Here is a 17,894-nt window from a genome sequence, read left to right on the forward strand (position 1 = left end):
TCTCATTCTCCGGATCGTCCGTCCCCGTCGGCCCGCTGGGCCTTGTCAAGGATGCCGGGCAGCGCCCCGAGGAAGGCGTCCACCGCGTCGTCGCCGAGGGTCAGCGGCGGCATCAGCCGTACGACATCGGGCGCGGGCGCGTTCACCAGGATTCCGGCGTCCTGAGCCGCCTGCTGCACCTGCGGCGCGAGCGGCCCGGTGAGCACGATACCCAGGAGCAGTCCCGCGCCCCGGACATGGCCGATCAACGGGTGCCCGAGCGCCTCGATGCCGCCACGGAGCTTCTCGCCCTGCCGCTTGACGTTGTCCAGCAGCCCCTCGTCGCCGATGGTGTCGAGCACGGCGAGCCCGGCGGCGCAGGCGACCGGGTTGCCGCCGAAGGTCGTGCCGTGCTGGCCCGGCCGGAGCAGCTCGGCGGCCCGCCCGAAGGCGATCGTCGCGCCGAGCGGCAGTCCCCCGCCGATGCCCTTCGCCAGCGTGACGACGTCCGGCAGGACGCCCTCGTGGGCCTGGTAGGCGAACCAGTGCCCGGTGCGGCCGACACCGGTCTGCACCTCGTCCAGCACGAGCAGCGCCCCCGTGGCCGCGGTGATCGCGCGGGCCGCCTTCAGATAACCCGCCGGCGGCACCACGACGCCGTTCTCGCCCTGGATCGGCTCGATGATCACCAGGGCGGTGTCCTCGGTGACCGCGGCGGCCAGCGCCTGGGCGTCGCCGTAGGGCACGTGGGTGACGTCGCCGGGCAGCGGCAGGAACGGCTGCTGCTTGGCGGGCTGGCCGGTGAGGGCGAGGGCGCCCATGGTGCGGCCGTGGAAGCCGCCCTCGGTGGCGACCATGTGGGTGCGGCCGGTCAGCCGGCCGATCTTGAGGGCGGCCTCGTTGGCCTCGGCCCCGGAGTTGCAGAAGAACACCTTGCCGTCGCGGCCGAAGAGCTGGAGCAGCCGTTCGGCGAGGGCGACCGGCGGCTCGGCGACGAACAGGTTGGAGACATGGCCCAGCGACGCGATCTGCCGGCCGACGGCCTCCACGACCGCGGGGTGGGCGTGGCCGAGGGCGTTGACCGCGATGCCGCCGACGAAGTCGAGGTACTCCGTGCCGTCGGCGTCCCACAGCCGCTCCCCCGCGCCGCGCACCAGGGGCAGCCGGGGGGTGCCGTAGTTGTTCATCAGCGCGCCCTGCCACCGCGCCGTCAGTTCCTGATTGCCCGTCATGCGAGCTCCCCCTGGTGTTCGTCGGGCACGACCATGGTGCCGATGCCCTCGTCGGTGAAGATCTCCAGCAGGATCGAGTGCTGGACCCGGCCGTCGATGACCCGGGCGGTGGTGACGCCGTTGCGCACGGCGTGCAGGCAGCCCTCCATCTTCGGCACCATGCCGCTGGACAGCTCGGGCAGCAGTTTCTCCAGCTGGGAGGCGGTGAGCCGGCTGATCACCTCGTCGCTGTCCGGCCAGTCCTCGTAGAGGCCCTCGACGTCGGTGAGGACCATGAGGGTCTCGGCGCCGAGCGCCGCCGCCAGTGCCGCCGCGGCCGTGTCGGCGTTGACGTTGTAGACGTGGTGGTCGTCCTCGGAGCGGGCGACCGAGGAGATCACCGGGATGCGGCCGTCGGCGAGCAGCGCCTCGATCGCGCCGGTGTCGATCCCGGTGATCTCGCCCACCCGCCCGATGTCGACCAGCTCGCCGTCCACCCGGGGCCGGTGCTTGGTGGCGGTCATGGTGTGGGCGTCCTCGCCGGTGAGGCCGACGGCGAGCGGACCGTGCCGGTTGAGCAGCCCGACGAGTTCGCGCTGCACCTGCCCGGCCAGCACCATCCGTACGACGTCCATGGCGTCCTCGGTGGTGACGCGCAGGCCCGCCTTGAACTCGCTGACGATGCCGTGCTTGTCGAGGGCGGCGCTGATCTGCGGGCCGCCGCCGTGCACGACGACGGGCTTGAGGCCGGCGTGCCGCAGGAACACGACGTCCTGGGCGAAGGCGGCCTTGAGGTCCTCGTCCACCATGGCGTTGCCGCCGAACTTGATGACGACGGTCTTGCCGTGGTGCCGGGTCAGCCAGGGCAGCGCCTCGATGAGGATCTGGGCCTTGGGGAGCGCGGTGTGCTTCCTCGTCGTGCTCATGAGCTGTAGGCGCTGTTCTCGTGGACGTAGTCGGCGGTGAGGTCGTTGGTCCAGATGGTGGCGGTTTCGGAGCCGGCGGCGAGGTCGGCGACGATGTGCACCTCGCGGTAGCGCATGTCGACCTTCTCCCGGTCCTCGCCGACGCCGCCGTTCTTGCAGACCCAGACGCCGTTGATGGCGACGTTCAGGCGGTCGGGTTCGAAGGCGGCGGAGGTGGTGCCGATGGCGGACAGGACGCGGCCCCAGTTGGGGTCCTCGCCGTGGATCGCGCACTTGAGGAGGTTGTTGCGGGCGATGCTGCGGCCCACCTCGACGGCGTCGCCCTCGGTCGCGGCGTTCACGACCTCGATCTTGATGTCCTTGCTGGCGCCCTCGGCGTCCCGGATGAGCTGCTGCCCGAGGTCGTCGCAGACGGCGCGGACGGCCTCGGCGAAGTCGGCGTACTCCGGGGTGACGGCGGAGGCTCCGGAGGCCAGGAGCAGCACGGTGTCGTTGGTGGACATGCAGCCGTCGGAGTCGACGCGGTCGAAGGTGACCTTGGTGGCGGCGCGCAGGGCCTTGTCGAGGACGTCGGAGGGGAGGTCGGCGTCGGTGGTGAGGACGACCAGCATGGTGGCGAGGCCGGGGGCGAGCATGCCGGCGCCCTTGGCCATGCCGCCGACGGTCCAGCCTCCCCCGGTGACGACGGACGTCTTGTGGACGGTGTCGGTGGTCTTGATGGCGATGGCGGCCTTCTCGCCGCCGTGCTCCGACAGCTGGGCGGCGGCGGTCTCGACGCCGGGGAGCAGCTTGTCCATGGGGAGCGGTACGCCGATGAGCCCCGTCGAGCACACGGCGACCTCGCCGGCGCCCACGCCGAGCAGTGCGGCGGCCTTCTCGGCGGTGGCGTGGGTGTCCTGGAAGCCCTTCGGGCCGGTGCAGGCGTTGGCGCCGCCGGAGTTGAGGACGACGGCGGACAGCCGGCCGCCCTTGAGCACCTGCTCGGACCAGAGCACGGGCGCGGCCTTGACGCGGTTGGCGGTGAAGACGCCGGCGGCGGCGCGGCGCGGCCCGTCGTTGACCACGAGGGCCAGGTCCGGGTTGCCGTTCTCCTTGATCCCGGCGGCGATGCCCGCCGCCGTGAATCCCTTGGCTGCCGTCACACTCACGGCGCAACTCCGATCGTCGTCAGTCCGGTGGTCTCGTCGAGACCGAGGGCGATGTTCATGCTCTGGACGGCACCGCCCGCGGTGCCCTTGGTCAGGTTGTCGATGGCGCTGATGGCGACGACGCGGCCGGCGCCGGCGTCGTGGGCGACCTGCACCTGCACGGCGTTGGAGCCGTACACGGACGCCGTGGCGGGCCACTGGCCCTCGGGGAGCAGGTGGACGAAGGGCTCGTCGGCGTAGGCCTTGTCGTAGGCGGCGCGCAGGGTCTCGGCGGTGACGCCGTCCCGGGCCTTGGCGCTGCACGTGGCGAGGATGCCGCGGGGCATCGGCGCGAGGGTCGGCGTGAAGGAGACGGAGACCGGCTCGCCGGCGGCGGCGCCGAGGTTCTGGATCATCTCGGGGGTGTGCCGGTGGACGCCGCCGACGCCGTACGGCGACATGGAGCCCATGACCTCGCTGCCCAGCAGGTGCGGCTTGGGCGCCTTGCCCGCGCCGGAGGTGCCGGAGGCGGCGACGATCACGGCCTCGGGCTCGGCGAGGCCTGCCGAGTAGGCCGGGAAGAGCGCCAGGGACACGGCGGTGGGGTAGCAGCCGGGTACCGCGATGCGCTTGGACCCCTCCAGCGCGGCGCGGGCACCCGGCAGTTCGGGAAGGCCGTAGGGCCAGGTGCCGGCGTGCGGTGAGCCGTAGAAGCGCTCCCAGTCGCCGGCGTCCTTCAGCCGGAAGTCGGCGCCCATGTCGATGACGAGGACGTCCGGTCCGAGCTGCTCGGCGACGGCGGCGGACTGGCCGTGCGGCAGCGCGAGGAACACCACGTCGTGCCGCCGGCCGCGCCCGGCGAGGACCTCCGGCGTGGTCTCCTCCAGGACGCGGTCGGCCAGCGGCAGCAGATGCGGCTGGAGCGCGCCGAGCCGCTGGCCGGCGTTGGAGTTGCCGGTCAGGGCGCCGATCTCGACCTCGGGGTGCGCGAGGAGCAGACGCAGCAGCTCTCCGCCCGCGTATCCGCTCGCTCCGGCCACCGCCGCACGTACCGCCATGGAAACCCTCCTCCTCGATGGCATGACTATACGTATCGCCGCAGTTTTATGCAATCGCTGCCCAGGTAGCCGGCGGGTGTGCGGCTCCGCCGGAGGCCGGGGGCTCAGCCGAGCGACGCCCGTCGCAGCTCGGTGATCGAGGCGTCGATCGCGTCGGCGAGGTCGGCGACGCCCGGCAGGGCGTCCGGGTCGGTGCACACCCCGACGCCGACCGTGCCGGCGTAGGAGATCGCCGAGACGCGCAGGGCGTGGTGCTGGGCCGGTTCCGCGGCGGAGTGGAGCCGCTCGACCGGCCGGCCGATCACGGTGAGCGCCGAGCGCGGCCCGGGCACGTTGGAGATCGCCAGGCTGAATTCGTGCGGTCCGGCGGTGAGGCGCCGGACGGTGTGCCCGAGCGGCGGGCAGCGGCCGAGGGCGTGGAAGAGGTCGTACAGCTCCTGGGCGTCGCCGGCCGTCTTGCCGGCGGCGGTCTCGGCGCTGATCCGGTCCAGGCGGGCCAGCGGATCGGGCTCGGTGAGCGGCAGCCCGACGTTGAGGAAGGAGTCGCGGTTGCCGAGCCGGGAGGGGTCCTCGTCGCGGTGGTGCAGGCTGACCGGCACCTGGGCGCGCAGCCGGCCGAGGCGCTCGCCGGTCTCCGTCAGCCAGCGGCGCAGGCCGCCGCAGACGGCGGCGAGCAGGACGTCGTTGACCGTGGCGCGACGGGGCCGGGACACCCCGATCCCCTTCAGTTCGGCGAGCGGCGCGGCGGCGAAGGCCAGCTCGCGTGCGGCGCCGATCCTCGCGTCGAGCACCGAGCGGCCCGCCCGGTGACCGAGTTCGCGCAGCAGCGTCCCCGGGAGCCGCCGCAGTTCGTGACCGCGCGCCCCGGTGGCGGCGGCGCGGGGCGGCCGGGAGGGCACCGGGTCCGACGGCTCCCACAGCACCTCGTCGAGGAAGCGCAGGCAGCTGATCCCGTCGGCCATCGCGTGGTGGATGCGGGAGACGATCAGCTCGCGGCCGTCGGCGAGCGGTCCGACGACGTCCAGTGCCCACAGCGGGCGGCCGTGGTCGAGGCGCTCGGCCATCAGCGCGCCCGCCACCGCCCAGGCGGAGCGCTCGTCGAGCCCCGCGGTGCCCGCGCGGCGGTTGACGTGGGCGGCGACGTCGAACGCGTCGTCGGGTACCCAGCGCGGGCCGGAGAGGTCGACGCGCTCCCGGCCGGGTGAGCCCGCCGCGAGCCTGGAGTCGACGCTCGCGCGCAGCCGGGCGACGTCCAGCGGGCCGTCGCCGGGCCCGAGGACGGCCATCTTCAGCGTGTGACCGGCGATCGCGGCCGACTCCGTCCTCAGCAGGAGCGCGTCGTCGGCGCTCAGCCGGTGCGTTCCCTCCACACACCGACCCTACGACCGGACGTGCCTGGCGGCGATCCGAACGCCGGGCGCACGAGGGGGCGGGCCCGGACGGATCCGTCCGGGCCCGCCGTGCACCCTGCCTCCCGCCGGCGGCACGTCCGTGCCCGCCGGCCCGGCGCGGGCTAGCTCCGCTTGATCCGCAGGAACGTGACCGAGTTCGCCGGGAACGTGTACGTGAACTCGTCGGCCACCCCCGAGAAGGTGGACGTCACCGGGCTGACCGGGGTGTCCGTCTCGGTGTTGACCGCGTCCGGGTCGGCGGCCAGCGTGGTGACGCGGGCCTTGGGGGCGACCTTCGCGCCGCCGAGGTCGACGGCCGTGCGGGCGGCCTTGTCCTGGGCGTTGACCACCTTGAGGATCAGCTCACCGGTCCGCTCGTCCTCGGTGACGACCTGGCGGAACGGCTCGGCCGGCTTGTCGTCGGTGAAGCTGCCCCACTCCTGGCCGTCGAGGTAGAGGGTGACCTGCCGGTCCCTGACCTTGACGTGGATGTCGTAGGTCCGGCCGGTCTCGATCGACCCGGCCTTGGACAGGAGGGTCGACTTGCCGCCGTCCACGGCCTGTTCGACCGCGGACTGGGTGTTGTTCCAGCCGCCCAGGTTCCACCAGTAGTAGTTGCCGGTGTCCTTGACGCCGAAGGCGATCAGGAAGCCCTCCCTGCCGGACTTCTTGGTGGCCTGCACCCTCAGGTCGTAGTTCTTCCAGGCCGGATCGCCGGCCGTGACCAGCGTGTTCTCCGCCGTCTCGTCGGTCTGGAGATAGGCGCCGTCCTGCACGGTCCAGTTGCCGCCACCGGTGTGCGTCCACCGCGAGGCGTCACCGGAGAAATCCTCGCTCAGCAGTTCCGTGCCGTCCGCCGCGGTGACCGTCACGTCGTCGTAGGCCGCGCTGGTCGCCCACGTCGACAGGCCGACGGCGCCGGTGATGGGGCCGCTGACGTCCGGGCTGGTGGTCTGCGTGGAGGGCACGACACGGTCGCCGACGTTGTTCATGAACAGCTTCTGGACCTCGTAGTTGGCCGAGCCCCAGGAGGCGTGGTTGTTGAACCAGATCATGTCCGGCGACCACTGGACGTAGTCCTCGTTGGCCAGCAGCGGCGCGTAGGAGGCGAGTTTCACGATGTCCGCGTTGCGTTCCAGACCGGTCATGAACGCGGCCTCCGCCAGGCCGTTCTTCCAGGCGTTGCCCTGGGAGGCGTACTCGCCGAGGAAGACCGCGGGGCCCTGGCGGTCGTAGGAGTCGTAGCGGTCGTTGTTCTGGAGGAACCACTGCGGGCTGTTGTAGTAGTGCTCGTCGACCATGTCGACGCCGCCCTCGCGGTTGAGCTGCCAGGCGGTGTCGAAGACGGTGCCGGAGTCGTCCGGGCCGGAGTTGGAGACGACGGTGATGTCCGGGTACTCCGCCTCGATGGCGGCCCGGAACTTCTGGAAGCGGTCGAAGAACTCCCGCGGGAGGTTCTCCTCGTTGCCGACGCCGATGTGGGTGAGGCCGAAGGGCTTGCGGTGGCCCATCTCGGCGCGCACCCTGCCCCATTCGGAGGTCGCCGGGCCGTTGGCGAACTCGATGAGGTCGAGCGTGTCCTGGATGTGCCGCTCGAGCAGTTCCTCGTCGTCGGTGGCCCGGTTCTGGCCGCAGCCGGTGACCAGGGCGGGCACGACCGGCAGCGGCATGGCGCCGATGTCCTCGGCGAAGCGGAAGTACTCGTAGTAGCCGAGGCCGTAGCTCTGGTTGTAGCCCCAGAAGTTGGCGTTGGTGGCGCGCTCCTCGACGGGTCCGACGGTGTCCTTCCACTGGTAGGAGCGCTTGCGCTGCCAGCCGGAGGCCTCGCTGTAGTCCTCCATGGAGCCGGTGTTGACCAGGCAGCCGCCGGGGAAGCGCAGGAAGCCGGGGTCGAGCGCCTCGATCTTCTCGGCGAGGTCCTTGCGCAGACCGTTCGGCTGTCCCTTGTAGGTGTCCCGGGGGAAGAGGGAGACCATGTCGAGGGCGGCGGCGGAGGTGGTGGCGACCGACAGCCGGCCGCGGTTGCTGGTGCGGGTCGCGGTGAAGGTGGCGGTGTACTTGCGCCAGTCGCCCCGTGCGGCCACCTGGCGGGCGCGGGCCAGGGTGCCCGCGGCGTCCTTCAGGGTGACGGTGAGGGTGGTGGGCGCCTCGGCGCGGGCCCACACCGAGAAGTCGTACTTCTTGCCCTTCTCGACGCGGATGCCGGTGTTGTACCCGGCGTTGGTGACGGACGAACCGGCGCCCAGGGCGAGGTAGTTGCGGTTGCGCTCGTTGAGCCGTCCGGCGTCGTTTTGGACCTCGGCGGTGCCGTCGGCGGTCCAGGAGGTCAGGGGCGTGTAGGAGCCGTTGTCGGCCGTCGAGTACTCGAAGGACCGGTTCTGGACGAGTTCGGCGTACAGGCCGCCGTCGGCCGCCCGGTTGATGTCCTCGTAGAAGACGCCGTACATCGTGTCGTCGATCGCGGGGCCGGCGGCGTCGGGGTCGACGGTGATGGCGTAGTCGGTGACCGCTTCGGCGTGGGCGGGCATCGGCAGCAGGGCCGATGCCGTCAGGAGGGCGGTGGCGCCGAGACCTAGTCTCCAGCGGGTGCGTGGCATGGATACTCCGCGGCTCTGAAAGGGTCCTGTCGGGTTCCTGTCGGGTCCTGCTCGACTGACTTGCCGTCCGACATTTCGAACGTTGGTCAGCACTTCGAACGGCAACATAGGGAGGGTGCGACAGGGCGTCAATGGGTCGCGCGGCAACGGGTGATGGCGCGTGTGCCGGAGAGGGAGTGTCGATGGGCGAGTTCTGGCCGGTGCCGGACGTACTGGCGTACCTCGCCGGCACCTGGCGGGTACGGCGGTCGGTGCGCGACCTCGCCGGCGGCGACGAGGGCCGCTTCGAGGGGACGACGCTCTTCGCCCCGCCGGACGAGGGCGAGGGGCTGCTGCACCGGGAGCGCGGCACGTTCGTCTGGCGGGGCGAGGCCAGGCCCGCCGAGCGCACGCTGCGCTTCCTGCCCGGGAGCACGCCCGGCACGGCCGACGTGCGCTTCGCGGACGGCCGGCCCTTCCACGACCTCGATCTGACGGCCGGACGGCACGTGGCGGACCATCCGTGCGCCGCCGACCTCTACCGGGGCGAGTTCACCGTCCGGGACGCCGACCACTGGCGGACGGTGTGGCGGGTGGGCGGCCCGGCCAAGGACCTGCTGCTGACCACCGACTACGCCCGCGCGGGCTGACCCTGCGCCCCCTCGAAGCGGAGGTTCCAGCGGCCCGCCCCGCCGGTCACGGTCGTCGTCGACAAGGGACGCACGTCCAGGTTCCAGTACGTCGAGGGCGGCGCCTTCAGGACGTACACCAGGGCCGCGCGGATGACGGAGGGCTCGGCCACCGCGACGACCCCGCAGCCGTCCTCCACGGGCCGGGTGTCCAGCCAGCCGCCGACGCGGGTGATGAACGCCACCAGGGACTCACCGCCGTGCGGGGTGCCGCGGGGGTCGGCGAGCCAGGCGTCCACCGCCTCCGGCTCGCGGGCCATTGCCTCGCCGAGCGTCAGCCCGCGCCAGCGGCCCATGTCGCAGTCCCGCAGGGCCGGCTGCACCAGCGGGGCGTAGCCGAGGCCGTCGCCGGTGGCACGGCTGCGCGGCGTCGGCGAGCAGTAGCGCAGCTCCGCCGCCGCCAGCGGTACCAGGTCCCGGGCGACACGCTGCACCTCGTCCCAGCCGGCCTGGTCCAGCGGCCGGTCGTCCTCGAAGCGCTCCGCGAGCAGCGGTGAGCTGCGCGCGGCTGCGACGAACGTGACCCGAAGCGGCATGCGGCGATGGTGAGCCGCGGAAGTGCGCAGGTCAAGGGGGACGACACAGGGGTCACCGAGGGTGGACGGAACCTTACTTCGGGGTCAGGATCAGGCGGGCGAACCAGCGGAAACCGGGCCTGCGCCCGAGCCGGGGCCCGGGTCCGGGTCCGGGTTCGGATTCGGGTTCGGGTCCGGGTTCGGGTTCGGGTCCGGGTTCGGGAAGTACAGCGCCATCCACTGGTCCGGCTTCTCCAGCGGGGCGAACCCGAGCTTCTCGTAGACGCCGTGCGCGTCGTGCGTGGCGAGCAGGACGCGCTTGACGCCGTACGGCCGCAGATGCTCGCGCACGGCCGCGACCAGCGCCGTGCCGATGCCCTTGCCCCGCACCGGCCGGTCGACGTACACGTCGCACAGCCAGGCGAAGGTGGCCCGGTCGGTGATCACCCGGGCGTACGCCACCTGCTGTCCGGACGCGGACTCGTACACCCCGAAGTTGAGCGAGCCGGCGATCGCCGCGTCCTGCTGCCCGCGGGGCCGCCCGAGCGCCCAGTACGCGTCGGTGGACAGCCAGCGGTGCACGCGTCCGGTGTCGACGCGAGCGGTGTCGGTGGAGATCTCGTAGCCCTCGGCGAGGGGCGGAACATCGGTCATGCGGCGAGATTCGCAGGCCGGGGGCGCCCGCGTCGAGCGGTTTCGGCCCCGCCGGGCGGCAGGCGGGTCAGCGGTCCGTCGCGGCGCTCGGGGCGGACAGCCCGTCACAGGCCGCCCGCAGCCGCCGCACCCCCTCCGAGATCTCCCCCGCGCCCGCCACCGCCGCGAAGCTCAGGCGCGTGTACCCGGCCGGGGGCTCCGCGCTGAAGTACGGGCGGCCGGGCGTGATCGCGACGCCCGCGCGCAGGGCGGCCGAGGTCAGGGTGGACTCGGCGGTGCCGTCGGGCAGCCGCAGCCACAGGTGGTAGCCGCCGCGCGGGACGTGCGGGAGGGCGAGCCCGGGCAGTTCCCGGTGCAGGGCGGCCGTCATCGCGTCCCGTCGGGCCTTCAGCTCGGCGGAGATCGTCCGCAGATGGCGCGGCCAGGCCGGCGAGCCCACCAGTTCCAGGGCCGCCTCCTGCAACGGCCGGGGCACGAAGAACGTGTCCACGACCTGGATGGCCCGCAGCCGCTCCAGCACCGGCCCGCGCGCGGCCAGCGCACTGACCCGGAAGCTGGGTGAGGTGGCCTTGGTCAGCGAGCAGACGTGCACGACGACGCCGTCGGGGTCGTCGGCGGCCAGCGGGGGCGGCAGCGGACCGGCGTCCTCGTGGACGAGCCGCCGGACGAAGTCGTCCTCGACGACGAAGGCGCCGGTCTCGCGGGCGATGCGCAGCACCTCGCCACGCCGTCCGGGGGCGAGCACGGCGCCGGTCGGGTTCTGGAACAGGGGCTGGCAGACGAAGACGCGCGCCCCGGTCGCCCGGAAGGCGTCGGCCAGCAGCGCGGGGCGCACGCCGTCGGCGTCCACGGGAACCGGCACCGGGCGCAGCCCGGCCGCGCGGGCGATGGCCAGCATGCCGGGGTAGGTCGGCGACTCGACCAGCACGGGCGAGCCGGGCGGGGCCAGCGCGCGCAGGGCGGTGGTCAGCGCCGACTGGCCGCCCGCGGTGACCAGCACGTCGGCCGCCGAGACGGTCCCGCCCGGGCCGCCGATGCTCCGCGCGAACCACTCCCGCAGCTCCGGCAGCCCCTCCATCGGCGGCCGGCCCCACGCGCCGGGCCGGCGCCCCGCCCGGGCCAGGGCCGCCGCCATCGCCCGCTCGGGCTGGAGGGACGGGTGGAGGTAGCCGCCGTTGAACTCGATCACGCCCGGCGGCGGGGCGGCCAGCGACACCAGGACGCCGGAGGCGTCCACCGAGCGCGGCACCAGCTCGGCGGCGGCGTCCGCGCTGAGGGCGACCTCCTGCCAGGAGGTGTCCCCGGCGGGAGCGGCGGCGGGCCGGGGCCCGGCGCGGAACGCCCCGGCGCCGGGGCGGGTCACGACCAGTCCCTCGGCGGCGAGGTGGGCCAGCGCCCGCGAGACGGTCACCGGGCTCACCCGGAACCGTTCGACGAGCGCCCGGCTGGAGGGGAGCTTTTCGCCGGGTGAGTAGCGGTCAAGCTCCTTCCGCAGCTCGCCCACCAGATCACCGGCACTGCTACGCTGTTGCATGAGAGCACAGAGTAGCGCTACCGCAGCCAGCGGGATAGCGGTCGGCGCCCCCGGCAGCCGCCCCGTCGGCACCCTCCAGGCCGCGCTGGGTGTCACCGCCTTCTCCCTCACCTTCCCCGCCACCGCGTGGGGCCTGGAGGGCTTCGGCCCCTGGTCCCTGGTCGCCGTGCGCAGTGTCCTCGCGGCGCTGATCGCCGGGGCCTGTCTGCTGGCGGTGGGGGCCGCGCTGCCGGACCGGCGGCACTGGGCGGGCCTCGCGGTGGTCGCCGCCGGAGTGGTGCTCGGCTTCCCGCTGCTGACCACGCTGGCGCTCCAGACGTCGACCACGGCGCACGCGGCCGTCGTGGTCGGCCTCCTCCCGCTGACCACGGCGCTGCTGTCCGCGCTGCGCATCGGGACCCGGCCCTCACGCACCTTCTGGCTCGCGGCCCTGGCGGGAGCGGCTGCGGTGGTCGCCTTCACCGTGCAGCAGAGCGGCGGCGCCCTGACCGCGGCCGACGCCTACCTGTTCGCGGCGCTGCTGGTGTGCGCTGCCGGGTACACCGAGGGCGGCCGGCTGGCCCGGGTGATGCCGGGTTGGCAGGTGATCGGCTGGGCGCTGGTGCTGTGCCTGCCGCTCGCCGTGCCGGCCGCGGCCGTCGCGCTGGCCTTCGAGCCCCTGCGGCTGACCGCGCACAGCGTGACCGGGGTGCTGTGGGTGGCGGCGGGGTCGCAGTTCCTCGGGCTGGTCGTCTGGTACCGGGGCATGGCGGCCATCGGCATCCCCAAGGCCAGCCAGTTGCAGCTGGCCCAGCCGCTGCTCACACTGGTGTGGTCGGTGCTGCTCCTGGGCGAGCACCTGACGGTGGCCGCCCCTGTGACGGCCGCGGCGGTGCTGGTGTGCATCGCGGTGACCCAGCGGGCGCGAGGCTGAGCGGCACGTGCGCGCAGGTCCTCACCCGGCCCTCCGCGCCGTAGACTCGAGGCCACGGACCGCTGCTCCCGCACATGGTGAGGAGGCCCCGCAGATGCGTGCAACCGTGGGCGACCAGCTTGTCCAGCACGGCAGGGTCGTCGGGCAACACGACAAGGTCGCCGAGATCGTCGAAGTCATGGGCCAGGAGGGCAACCCCCCGTACCGCGTCCGCTTCGAGGACGGGCACGAGGCCGTGTGCTCACCCGGCCCCGACTCCGAGATCCGGCACCACGAGGAGACCCGGCCCTAGAGCACGGGTCACGAGCGATCAGCGCGGGGCGTCGGCCGGCTGGGCGTAGTGGTCGGCGGCGACCCGCGCCATCGCCCCGGCCCGGTCGGTGGCCACGTCCCGCGCGCCGAAGAAGACGTGCCCGCGCACCTCGGGATGGCGGGCGGCCAGCGCCAGGTGCCGGGACAGCTCGTCGGTCTCCTTCCACGCGTCGTCCTGCGCCGGGTCCCCGGCCTTGTAGAGCGCCTCGCCGATGTACAGCTTGGTGCGGCTGCCCCTGGCCACCTCGGCCCACCACCGCAGCAGCTCCGCGTAGTCGGCGGCGTCCTGGCCGATGTGCCAGTACAGCTGCGGGACGATGTAGTCGATCCAGCCCTCCCTGACCCACTTACGGGTGTCCGCGTGCAGGTCGTCGTAGGACTGCACGCCCGCCCGCGTGGCCGAGCCGCGGCTGTCGGTGGCGGCGTTGCGCCACACGCCGAAGGGGCTGATGCCGAACTGCGCGCTCGGCCGGATCTCCTTGACGCGCTCCGCCGTCTCGCGCACCAGCAGGTCGACGTTGTTCCGCCGCCATGCGGCCCGGCTGCCGGAGCCGGTGCCGTGGGTGCGGTACGCCGCGTCGTCGTCGAAGGCCCGGCCGGCCACCGGGTACGGGTAGAAGTAGTCGTCGAAGTGGACGCCGTCGACCGGGTAGCGGCGCACCGCGTCGAGCATCGCCTCCTGCACGAAGGCGCGCACCTCGGGCAGCCCCGGGTTGTAGTACAGCTTCCCGCCGTAGGGCACGGCCCAGCCCGGGTTCCGCCGGGCGGGGTGCGAGGCCGCGAGCCGGGACGGGTCATCGTGCACGGCGACCCGGTAGGGATTGAACCAGGCGTGCAGCTCAAGGCCTCGGGCGTGCGCCTCCCGCACCGCCGTGCCCAGCGGGTCCCAGCCGGGGTGGCGGCCCTGGATGCCGGTCAGGTACTCCGACCAGGGCTCGTGCGGCGAGGGCCACAGCGCGTCGGCCGTGGGCCGCACCTGGAAGAACACGGTGTTGAGGCGGTAGCGCACCGCCAGGTCGAGGTGGGCGATCAGATCGCGGCGCTGGACGTCCGCGGTCAGGCCCGGCCGGGACGGCCAGTCCCGGTTGGCGACGGTCGCCAGCCACATGCCGCGCATCTCGCCCGCCGCGGCCCCGCCCCTCCCGGGCGCCGCCGCGCCGCGCACCTCCGGCCCGGCGTCGCCCCGGATCTCCGGCCCCGCCCCGCTGCCGTGCCCGGGTGCCGCCGACGCCCTGGGTGCCAGGGTGAGCGCCGACAGCGCGGCCACCGCGAACGCCCGACGTGAGACTCGGCCCATGTACGTGACCTCCCTACGCTGCGGATCCGCTCGGTCACGGATCGTTTCCGCGCCTCAGCATGCCCGACCCGGAGGCCCGATCACCGGCACTGCGGGGGTAACGTGCACGATCGGAGCAGACGCCGGCGACCCCGGCGGGCCTGCCACAGCCGTAGGACAGCGAAAGGGACGATGTGACCGGCATCTCGGGAGATATCGCACGCGTCGGAGTGGTCGGGTGCGGGCAGATGGGGGCGGGCATCGCCGAGGTGTGCGCCCGCGCCGGCCTGGAGGTCATGGTCGCCGAGACCACCGGCGAGGCCCTGGAGATCGGCCGGACCCGGCTGTTCAACTCCCTCGCCAAGGCCGCCGAACGCGGCAAGATCAGCGAGGAGGAGCGGGACGCCACGCAGGCCCGCCTCGGCTTCACCACCGACCTCGGCGAGTTCGCCGACCGTGATCTGGTCATCGAGGCCGTCGTGGAGAACGAGCAGGTCAAGACCGAGATCTTCCAGGTGCTCGACCAGATCGTGACCCGGCCGGACGCGATCCTGGCGTCGAACACCTCCTCCATCCCGCTGGTGAAGCTGGCGGTCGCCACCTCCCGCCCGGACCAGGTGCTCGGCATCCACTTCTTCAACCCGGCCCCGGTACAGCAGCTCGTCGAGCTGATCCCGGCGCTCACCACCTCCGAGGGCACGCTCAGCCGCGCGCAGCTGTTCACGGAGAAGGTGCTCGGCAAGCACGCCATCCGCGCCCAGGACCGCTCCGGGTTCGTCGTCAACGCGCTGCTGATCCCCTACCTGCTCTCCGCGATCCGGATGTTCGAGTCGGGCATCGCCAGCCGCGAGGACATCGACAACGGCATGGAGATGGGCTGCGCCCACCCGATGGGCCCGCTGAAGCTGGCCGACCTGATCGGCCTGGACACGGTCGCCTCGGTCGCGTACTCGATGTACGAGGAGTACAAGGAGCCGCTGTACGCCGCTCCCCCGCTGCTCCAGCGCATGGTCGACGCCGGCCGCCTGGGCCGCAAGAGCGGCTCGGGCTTCTACACCTACGGCTGATTACGCTCCGCGACGCTCCACGGGCCCGGCACCTGGCAGGTGCCGGGCCCGTGTCATTCACACACCGTGTGCGCGGCGGGCCCGCATATGCCCTTCGCACACTCTCCCCATGCGCCCACCAGGCGAGTTGACTCATCATGCGCATGCAAGGGATGCGAGACGACTACGGAAAGGAGCGGTTTCGTGACCGCCGATCCCGAGCAGTCCGTCCATCAGGGAGAACTCGCAGAGTTACGACGCCGGCTGGACGTGGCCTACGCCCGCGTCGAGGGCGGGCTCGCCCTGCTCTCCCATCGCACCGAGGAGACCGCCAAGGAGCTGGACGACCTGAACACTCGGCTGACCGCCCTGGAACACGCCCGCTGGCCGCTGCCCTCGGTGGCGGTCCTCACAGCAATGGGCGCGCTGGTCGTGGCGGTCTGGCAGGCCCTGGGGCACTAGCCGCCGGGCGGGGCGTCCTGTCCGAGCCTGAGATGGTGCAGCAGGAGTAACGCGGCCGCCATGTTGGCGGCCGGGACCTCCCCCCGGGCGACCAGGTCGGGGACGACCTTGAGCGGGACCCATTCCCGGCGGTCCGACTCGAAGTCGTCCACGGGGTGTCCGACGTACTCCCCCGCGTCGGCCCAGTAGACGTGGTGCCGGGCGTCGGTGAGCCCGTTGGACGGCTCCACGCTCATGAGGTGGCGCAGGGGTCCCGGCCGCCAGCCGGTCTCCTCCTCCAGCTCCCGGGCCGCCGCGACCGCGATGTCCTCGCCGTCCTCGACGACGCCGGCCGCGAGTTCCCAGCCCCAGCTGTCGGTGATGAAGCGGTGGCGCCAGAGCAGGAGGACCTCGTTGGCCTCGTTCACCACCGTGGCCACGGCGACGGGCCGCAGCCGTATCAGGAAGTGGTCCAGATGCCGGCCGTCCGGTAGCTCGACGTCCGCCAGATTGACGCTGAACCAGCGGTTCGAGTACACAGTTTGCTCGTTCTGTTTCGTCCACTGCACGGTTCTGCCACCTTCCGACGAGTAGATGGCAATATCGCAGCCCGAGCGGGTCGGCAGCAGGCGCACGGCGGCCGCTCGGGGCGCAGCGTCGGGCGCAGTGACCGCACTGTCGGGCGCGGTGTCCGCGCTCTCGGGCGCAGTGTCCGCTGGTCGGGGACCCGGTGGGGTCCTACAGCGGCACGCGCAGGGCCCCGTCGATGAGTTCGGCCGCCTCGGCCGTGCCGGCGCAGCCGCTGCGCACCAGGTGCTCGCGCACCGCACGGAGCCGGTCGCGCAGCCGCTGGGACTCCATCCCCCGGGCCTGCTCGGCCATCTGCACCGCGGTGGCCACCGCCTTGTCGGCGTTGCCCTGGCGCAGCTCGATCGTGCTGAGCATGGCCAGCCGGTGCACCCGCCCGCGGTCGTGCGCCGGGTTGCCGACGGCCGCCGCCGCGTGCTCCGCCGCCGCGGCCAGCTCGCCGAGGCTGAGCAGCGCCTCCGCCACCTGTACGTTGACCAGGCCCGGTTGGACATAGCCGGTCTCGTCGGGCTCGTATCCGCGCCGGATGCGTTCGGCGGCCTGCTCGGCCCGCCGGATGCAGGACAGCGCGCCGGTGCCGTCGCCGAGGTGGGCGTACGCCTTGGCCTGCATCGCGTACAGGTCCGAGGCGAGCGCCGGGGTGATGTGGCGGCCCGCCGCACGCAGCGCGGCCTCGGCGAAGGCGACCGCCTGCCGGTACTCCCGCATGAACAGCGCCTGGTTGACCAGCAGCGCGATGACATAGGCGCCGAGCCCCCGGTCCCCGCTGGCCTTGGCCAGGCGCAGTGCCTGGTGGAAGTAGCGCTGGGCGAGGCCGTGGGCGTCGGAGTCGTAGGCGCAGATGCCGGCGATCGCCACCAGCCCGCCGGTGGCCCGGTGCAGTTGGCGGCCGGTGGCGTCGGTGTAGCTGCCCCGCAGCAGCGGCGCGGCCTCGGCGTTCAGGAAGCCGACGATGCGGGCGCGGGTCGCGATGCCGCCGGCCTTGCGGTACATCTGCTCGTAGTGGGAGCGGGCGGCGCGCAGGGTCTCCAGGTCGGCGGGGGTGACCCGGTGCCGGCCGCCGCGGGAGACGTCCACGTCCTCGGGCGGGTTCTCCCACTCCCACACGGGCATCACGGCGGGTGTGCCGGTGAGCGCGGGGGCGCCCAGGATGTGCGGGCGCTGCTGCTGGTCGGAGCGCCACAGCGCGGTGGCGCGCTCGACGAACCCGGACAGCGAGCCGGTGTGCGCCGCGGAGGGTTCGCCGGGCACGCCGAGGCCGATGTCGTCGAGGGTGACGGGCCGGTGCAGCCGGGCGGCGAGCACCTCGCAGATCAGGTCGGGCACCTGGCCGCGGGGCCGCTGGCCCTTCAACCACCGTGCGACGGCGGTGTGTTCGTATCTGAGCGCGAGCCCGCGTGCCCGTCCCGCCTGGTTGACGTGGGCGGCCAGGCCCGCGTGCGAGATCCCGGCCTCGTCCAGGATCGCGTCGAGCAGAGTGTTGGGCTGCATGGGTGCTCCCCGATGGCTCGGTGCCGTAGAGCGTAGTGCGGGCGTCTTCACACGGGGTGTGAACGGAGTGCGCGAATCCGCAGCGTGCGCGCGCTGTTGCGGAGAGTTCCGAACCGGTTGACTGAAATGCCTCGCAAGAGGCCGGCCGGGCCGCCGGCTCCCCCTCG

The 17,894-nt window shown here is 73.1% G+C and carries 17 protein-coding genes; 5 read left to right on the forward strand and 12 right to left on the reverse strand.

The genetic code is table 11. From position 1 onward, the window contains the following. Positions 1-2 precede the first annotated feature (2 nt). The 6 genes from ACZ45Q_RS18965 to ACZ45Q_RS18990 all read right to left on the reverse strand — a co-directional run bounded on the left by ACZ45Q_RS18965 (position 3) and on the right by ACZ45Q_RS18990 (position 8,289). A complete protein-coding gene (locus tag ACZ45Q_RS18965; protein ID WP_468262303.1) occupies positions 3-1,211 on the reverse strand; it encodes an acetylornithine transaminase in 1,209 nt (402 codons plus the stop codon). Next, entirely contained in the window at positions 1,208-2,116 is a 909-nt protein-coding gene (gene argB, locus ACZ45Q_RS18970) for an acetylglutamate kinase (RefSeq protein WP_468262306.1), read from the reverse strand. The genes ACZ45Q_RS18965 and argB overlap by 4 nt, the downstream gene beginning before the upstream one ends. Further along, positions 2,113-3,264 carry a bifunctional glutamate N-acetyltransferase/amino-acid acetyltransferase ArgJ gene (gene argJ / locus ACZ45Q_RS18975; RefSeq protein WP_468262309.1) on the reverse strand — a complete coding sequence of 384 codons (1,152 nt, stop codon included), beginning with the start codon at positions 3,262-3,264 and terminating at the stop codon, positions 2,113-2,115. Before argJ ends, argB begins: the two co-directional genes overlap by 4 nt. After that, positions 3,261-4,301: an N-acetyl-gamma-glutamyl-phosphate reductase gene (gene argC, locus ACZ45Q_RS18980; protein WP_468262311.1), complete on the reverse strand. Its 1,041-nt coding sequence runs from the start codon at positions 4,299-4,301 to the stop codon at positions 3,261-3,263. The genes argJ and argC overlap by 4 nt, the downstream gene beginning before the upstream one ends. Positions 4,302-4,405: 104 nt before the next feature. Beyond that, positions 4,406-5,671 (reverse strand): wax ester/triacylglycerol synthase domain-containing protein, encoded by a 1,266-nt coding sequence (locus ACZ45Q_RS18985; RefSeq protein ID WP_468262314.1) that lies wholly within the window; start codon positions 5,669-5,671, stop codon positions 4,406-4,408. Between the two features lie 143 nt (positions 5,672-5,814). Beyond that, positions 5,815-8,289 carry an alpha-L-arabinofuranosidase C-terminal domain-containing protein gene (locus ACZ45Q_RS18990; protein WP_468262317.1) on the reverse strand — a complete coding sequence of 825 codons (2,475 nt, stop codon included), beginning with the start codon at positions 8,287-8,289 and terminating at the stop codon, positions 5,815-5,817. Positions 8,290-8,471: 182 nt separating this feature from the next. Between ACZ45Q_RS18990 and ACZ45Q_RS18995 the strand changes: the two genes are divergently transcribed. Beyond that, on the forward strand, positions 8,472-8,918 hold the full coding sequence (locus ACZ45Q_RS18995) for a DUF6314 family protein (protein WP_468262319.1): 447 nt from the start codon (positions 8,472-8,474) through the stop codon (positions 8,916-8,918). Here ACZ45Q_RS18995 and ACZ45Q_RS19000 read toward each other — a convergent pair. The 3 genes from ACZ45Q_RS19000 to ACZ45Q_RS19010 all read right to left on the reverse strand — a co-directional run bounded on the left by ACZ45Q_RS19000 (position 8,900) and on the right by ACZ45Q_RS19010 (position 11,660). Continuing rightward, positions 8,900-9,493: a histidine phosphatase family protein gene (locus ACZ45Q_RS19000; RefSeq protein WP_468262322.1), complete on the reverse strand. Its 594-nt coding sequence runs from the start codon at positions 9,491-9,493 to the stop codon at positions 8,900-8,902. The genes ACZ45Q_RS18995 and ACZ45Q_RS19000 overlap by 19 nt on opposite strands. 90 nt (positions 9,494-9,583) lie before the next feature. Next, the gene (locus ACZ45Q_RS19005; RefSeq protein ID WP_468262325.1) at positions 9,584-10,126 is read right to left on the reverse strand and encodes a GNAT family N-acetyltransferase; all 543 of its coding nucleotides are present in this window, start codon (positions 10,124-10,126) and stop codon (positions 9,584-9,586) included. A 67-nt stretch (positions 10,127-10,193) separates the two neighbouring features. Next, positions 10,194-11,660 (reverse strand): aminotransferase-like domain-containing protein, encoded by a 1,467-nt coding sequence (locus tag ACZ45Q_RS19010; RefSeq protein ID WP_468262328.1) that lies wholly within the window; start codon positions 11,658-11,660, stop codon positions 10,194-10,196. On the opposite strand from ACZ45Q_RS19010, the gene ACZ45Q_RS19015 reads away from it, so the two are divergent. Both ACZ45Q_RS19015 and ACZ45Q_RS19020 read left to right on the forward strand, forming a co-directional pair. Then, a complete protein-coding gene (locus tag ACZ45Q_RS19015) occupies positions 11,659-12,573 on the forward strand; it encodes a DMT family transporter (RefSeq protein ID WP_468262331.1) in 915 nt (304 codons plus the stop codon). The genes ACZ45Q_RS19010 and ACZ45Q_RS19015 overlap by 2 nt on opposite strands. A gap of 94 nt (positions 12,574-12,667) precedes the next feature. After that, a complete protein-coding gene (locus ACZ45Q_RS19020) occupies positions 12,668-12,865 on the forward strand; it encodes a DUF1918 domain-containing protein (RefSeq protein WP_468262334.1) in 198 nt (65 codons plus the stop codon). Positions 12,866-12,883: 18 nt separating this feature from the next. On the opposite strand, the gene ACZ45Q_RS19025 is transcribed toward ACZ45Q_RS19020, so the two are convergent. After that, complete coding sequence (locus ACZ45Q_RS19025) at positions 12,884-14,182, reverse strand: glycoside hydrolase family 10-like protein (RefSeq protein WP_468262337.1); 1,299 nt, start codon at positions 14,180-14,182, stop codon at positions 12,884-12,886. A 173-nt stretch (positions 14,183-14,355) separates the two neighbouring features. On the opposite strand from ACZ45Q_RS19025, the gene ACZ45Q_RS19030 reads away from it, so the two are divergent. Together ACZ45Q_RS19030 and ACZ45Q_RS19035 are read left to right on the forward strand one after the other, a co-directional pair. Continuing rightward, complete coding sequence (locus ACZ45Q_RS19030) at positions 14,356-15,228, forward strand: 3-hydroxybutyryl-CoA dehydrogenase (RefSeq protein ID WP_468262340.1); 873 nt, start codon at positions 14,356-14,358, stop codon at positions 15,226-15,228. 183 nt (positions 15,229-15,411) lie between these two features. Beyond that, the gene (locus ACZ45Q_RS19035; protein ID WP_468262343.1) at positions 15,412-15,669 is read left to right on the forward strand and encodes a hypothetical protein; all 258 of its coding nucleotides are present in this window, start codon (positions 15,412-15,414) and stop codon (positions 15,667-15,669) included. Here the strand turns inward: ACZ45Q_RS19035 and ACZ45Q_RS19040 are convergent. Then, a complete protein-coding gene (locus ACZ45Q_RS19040; RefSeq protein ID WP_468262345.1) occupies positions 15,666-16,217 on the reverse strand; it encodes an NUDIX hydrolase in 552 nt (183 codons plus the stop codon). The genes ACZ45Q_RS19035 and ACZ45Q_RS19040 overlap by 4 nt on opposite strands. Before the next feature lie 169 nt (positions 16,218-16,386). Then, complete coding sequence (locus ACZ45Q_RS19045; protein WP_468262348.1) at positions 16,387-17,727, reverse strand: transcriptional regulator; 1,341 nt, start codon at positions 17,725-17,727, stop codon at positions 16,387-16,389. Positions 17,728-17,894 lie beyond the last annotated feature (167 nt).

It is taken from the genome of Streptomyces sp. NPDC031049 (genome assembly GCF_055571015.1).

What these genes read in the sequence shown, in the direction of transcription:
- ACZ45Q_RS18965 (WP_468262303.1), bottom strand. Translation starts at nt 1,211, where the DNA reads ATGACGGGCAATCAGGAACTGACGGCGCGGTGGCAGGGCGCGCTGATG.
- argB (WP_468262306.1), bottom strand. Translation starts at nt 2,116, where the DNA reads ATGAGCACGACGAGGAAGCACACCGCGCTCCCCAAGGCCCAGATCCTC.
- argC (WP_468262311.1), bottom strand. Translation starts at nt 4,301, where the DNA reads ATGGCGGTACGTGCGGCGGTGGCCGGAGCGAGCGGATACGCGGGCGGA.
- ACZ45Q_RS18990 (WP_468262317.1), bottom strand. Translation starts at nt 8,289, where the DNA reads ATGCCACGCACCCGCTGGAGACTAGGTCTCGGCGCCACCGCCCTCCTG.
- ACZ45Q_RS18995 (WP_468262319.1), top strand. Translation starts at nt 8,472, where the DNA reads ATGGGCGAGTTCTGGCCGGTGCCGGACGTACTGGCGTACCTCGCCGGC.
- ACZ45Q_RS19000 (WP_468262322.1), bottom strand. Translation starts at nt 9,493, where the DNA reads ATGCCGCTTCGGGTCACGTTCGTCGCAGCCGCGCGCAGCTCACCGCTG.
- ACZ45Q_RS19005 (WP_468262325.1), bottom strand. Translation starts at nt 10,126, where the DNA reads ATGACCGATGTTCCGCCCCTCGCCGAGGGCTACGAGATCTCCACCGAC.
- ACZ45Q_RS19015 (WP_468262331.1), top strand. Translation starts at nt 11,659, where the DNA reads ATGAGAGCACAGAGTAGCGCTACCGCAGCCAGCGGGATAGCGGTCGGC.
- ACZ45Q_RS19010 (WP_468262328.1), bottom strand. Translation starts at nt 11,660, where the DNA reads ATGCAACAGCGTAGCAGTGCCGGTGATCTGGTGGGCGAGCTGCGGAAG.
- ACZ45Q_RS19020 (WP_468262334.1), top strand. Translation starts at nt 12,668, where the DNA reads ATGCGTGCAACCGTGGGCGACCAGCTTGTCCAGCACGGCAGGGTCGTC.
- ACZ45Q_RS19025 (WP_468262337.1), bottom strand. Translation starts at nt 14,182, where the DNA reads ATGGGCCGAGTCTCACGTCGGGCGTTCGCGGTGGCCGCGCTGTCGGCG.
- ACZ45Q_RS19045 (WP_468262348.1), bottom strand. Translation starts at nt 17,727, where the DNA reads ATGCAGCCCAACACTCTGCTCGACGCGATCCTGGACGAGGCCGGGATC.